Raw genomic sequence first — 3,642 nt, forward strand, 5'->3', positions numbered from 1 at the left:
GAAAATCCGCTCCTGTGTCAATCACACCGATTCTGACCCGATTCCCTGTCGAGGAAGGCCAAGCCTTGTATGCACGTACCTGTTTGACTCCCCATGGCATGTAAAGGTTCTTTTCTGCTTTTGGTATGGATTGGTATTGGTACGTTCAGCCCTTCTGATCCGAAGTCACAGGATATTGCTGATTTGACGGGCAGCATCGACTTTTCCACGATTACGGAGTATGGTTCGGAATCTGACCCGCGTGCGTATCGGTTTGACGGAGAATTGAACAAAGCGAATCGTGGACTGATGGAGTTTCAGGAAATGCTGAAATGCGATGAGAAGTTTTTGTGGAATTTGCTTTCTCTGACCCAAGAGGGAAACTTCAAGGCTGGGCGGTTTGCGCTCATCAGTGCAGATGAACTGATCGTGGCTCACACCAATGAATCCGAGTATAAAAGCTTTATTGCAAACAAAAAGAACGAGGCGTTGCAATCACGGATGATTGTAATGCCGATTCCTTATAACCTGAAAGTATCTGAGGAAGAAAAGATTTACGCCAAGCTCATTGAACAAAGTGATATGAAACATATCCACATTGCGCCTCATGCGCTGCGAACGGCTGCCATTTTCTCCGTGCTTACCCGCTTGAAGGAGACGAAGAAACAGGGGATGGATCTGGTCAAAAAGATGCGCATGTATGACGGTGAAGAGGTCGAAGGATACAAGGAAGCCGATCTGAAAGAAATGCAAAGTGAGTTTCTGGAGGAAGGTATGTCCGGGGTAGACCCGCGGTACGTCATTAATCGTATTTCTAGTGCATTGATTAAGCAAAATGTGGAATCCATCAATGCCCTGGACATTTTACGAGCAATTAAGGATGGTCTGGATCAACATGCCTCCATCACAAAGGAAGAACGAGAGCGCTATCTGAATTTCATTTCCGTGGCTCGTAAGGAATATGACGAATTGGCTAAAAAAGAAGTGCAGAAGGCCTTTGTGTACTCTTTCGAGGAATCAGCCAAGACGTTGTTTGACAACTATTTGGATAACATCGAAGCTTTTTGCAATTGGGCGAAAATTCGCGATCCGCTCACAGATGAGGAACTCGACCCGGATGAGCGGCTCATGCGCTCTATTGAGGAGCAAATCGGGGTATCGGAAAATGCGAAAAAAGCATTCCGTGAAGAAATATTAATCCGTATTTCCGCGTATTCTCGCAAGGGACGGAAGTTTGAGTATCATCATCATGATCGGCTGCGAGAAGCCATTGAGAAGAAGTTGTTCGCCGATTTGAAGGATATTGTGAAGATTACAACTTCGACCAAAACGCCTGACGCTAATCAGCTCAAACGGATGAATGAAGTGATTAAGCGACTGATTGAGGAGCATGGCTACACAGGAGCCAGCGCTAACGATCTGTTGAGGTATGTAGGTAGCCTCCTGAATCGGTAAGACGAAATAATAAACAAGTACAGTATGGTGAAACCATGGGTTGATCTGGATGGTGCCACACGGTTGTGAGGTATCCGATCAACGTGTTTCGTAGAGGGAATTCGGCAAGCACAGGGGATTACAGGTGCTGTCGGATTCTTTTTTTGTATTATCAGGCAGTTGTGATTATGTATTTTCTGAAATTGCTATGAAAAAAATCATAATCAATCTCCTACTTTTTTAACATTTTCTAAAAAGTTGCCGATAAATATGGTAATGTAAAATATATGTAAACTATTATTTGGAGGAACTTATGATTCATGTCGCGGAGAGTAGATTAAAACAGATACAATATATTGGTATTACTGATGATGATTTGGCTTTATTACATCATTATCAGGGACTATTCCAATCTATTGTGAATGAGGTGGTCGATCGGTTTTATGAGCATGTAGAAAAGGTTCCGCATCTCATGTCGATTATTTCCAAATGGTCGAATATTGAACGATTAAAACAAACACAACGTGAATACTGGCTTTCTCTCGCAGATGGAAAAATAGATGATCCGTTTATCGAACACCGTCTTTTTGTGGGGCAGGTACATTCCCGAATCGGATTGTCTTCCGATTATTATTTGGGCACGTACATTGCTTATCTTGATATTGCAGTGGACATTTTAAAGCGTTCGGGGATAGAGGACTGGTTTTTTATTGTGCATGCTCTTTCCAAAATGTTCAACCTGGATTCCCAGCTTGTACTGGAAGCTTATCAGGAAAAGGAAAAGGAACAAATCAACGAGCTGGCCGACGAACAAACGCAGGTGCTGACCGTTGTGTCCCGAATTGCGCAAAATTTGACCGGGATGATTGCTGAGCTTAGGGAAAATACGGATAATATCGCGGAGAGTGCCTGCAACACTGCTTCTTCGCAGGAACATACAGAGGAATTGGTACAGCATTTGAGTGACGAGATTAAGCATATTGAGCAGATGAGCGGTACGATCCGGGAACTGTCCGATCAGACTCATCTGCTGGGACTGAATGCGGCGATTGAGGCTGCCCATGCGCAGGAAGCAGGGCGCGGGTTTCAAATCGTGGCACAGGAGGTGCGAAAGCTTGCATCCAATTCGAAGCAAGCACAGGAGCAAATTCAGCGCAAGGTGCTGGATATTGCCCGTATGCTTGACAGTGTACAATCCGAAACAGCTGCCACAACAGCCAGTGCCCGGCAACAGGCTTCCAGCTCAGAGGAATTGGCTTCGTTCACAAAGCTGATCGAAAACATGGTGAAGGAATTGGAAATGCTGCAGCACTCCTCGGAAATGCTAAAGGTGTAAGATGTGACTTGAAGGCTATCCTTACGTTGGAGGCTTCACTACTGTAACGATTCAGTCATAGACTTTTTCCATTCTATATGAGCCGCAAGTACTCTTTTCCATAACTCGTCCCGTTCCTGGCGACTGTAGTTAACGAGCGGCTCGCCAAATACATCTGCTAACACTTCCAGCCACTGCGACTTCTTATCCAGTTCTACTTTTTCCAAACCGTTTAGCCCGCGTCTTTTCCAAATACATCCTCTGAGTTCATTCGCCTCTAATGCTTGCCTTTGCCGAATCAGAAACAGGTTAAACCATGGAGATTCCGCTGAGCGGCTATAGAAATGATGTTTCGGCATAAATTCTTCCAAATCCTGAACAACCGCAGGGGCAAAATCAACGCCAACAAATGAAGCAAGTGAGTCATGCTCTAAGCGCCAACCTTTTGTAACAACTCCGGATTCCATAACTTTATAATGAAGAGGGGCTTGTTCATAAGTCCCCATACGGAGTGGAAGAGGCTCATATGGCATATCGCCTAGCCCGACATCAACAATCCATACTTCATCTTCATGATGCTCATTTAGCAAGTTCACTGTTAGTCCAAGATGAAATGAATTAATGCGTGGTTCAGCTCCCAGAGGTTGTACCCCGGCACGATGCAGAGAGACTTTGTACCCTAGTGAATATAGTAGTGCACTAAAGGCACCATTCAGATGAAAACAATAACCACTTCTCCCATGTAGAATGAGTTGAATGGATTCTCGAAAACCAATGGCTGCCGGCTTCCTTGCGAAAATGTCCAATGTTTGCCATGAAAGATGTTTTACATGAGCCTTATGCAGTTCAACTAAATAGGAAAGGGTAGGAGGCTGAATTTCGGGAATTCCAATTCTGTTTAAATAAGCTTTTAT

The 3,642-nt window shown here is 44.4% G+C and carries 2 protein-coding genes and 2 pseudogenes; 2 read left to right on the forward strand and 2 right to left on the reverse strand.

The annotated features are described in order from the left end of the window. Positions 1-127: pseudogene (locus GRP75_RS29945) on the reverse strand (peptidase S8); the annotation flags it as partial. Positions 128-129: 2 nt separating this feature from the next. On the opposite strand from GRP75_RS29945, the pseudogene GRP75_RS21510 reads away from it, so the two are divergent. Then, a pseudogene (locus GRP75_RS21510) lies at positions 130-1,434 on the forward strand (PrkA family serine protein kinase); the annotation flags it as partial. A 292-nt stretch (positions 1,435-1,726) separates the two neighbouring features. Further along, positions 1,727-2,749, forward strand: coding sequence for a globin-coupled sensor protein (locus GRP75_RS21515; protein WP_160790310.1), 1,023 nt, complete (start codon positions 1,727-1,729; stop codon positions 2,747-2,749). Between the two features lie 38 nt (positions 2,750-2,787). Here GRP75_RS21515 and GRP75_RS21520 read toward each other — a convergent pair. After that, positions 2,788-3,642 (reverse strand): arylamine N-acetyltransferase family protein (locus tag GRP75_RS21520; RefSeq protein WP_160790311.1); only part of this gene is annotated, 855 nt, incomplete at its 5' end.

The organism is Paenibacillus sp. OT2-17 (genome assembly GCF_009827695.1).
GTDB lineage: Bacteria > Bacillota > Bacilli > Paenibacillales > Paenibacillaceae > Paenibacillus > Paenibacillus polymyxa_B.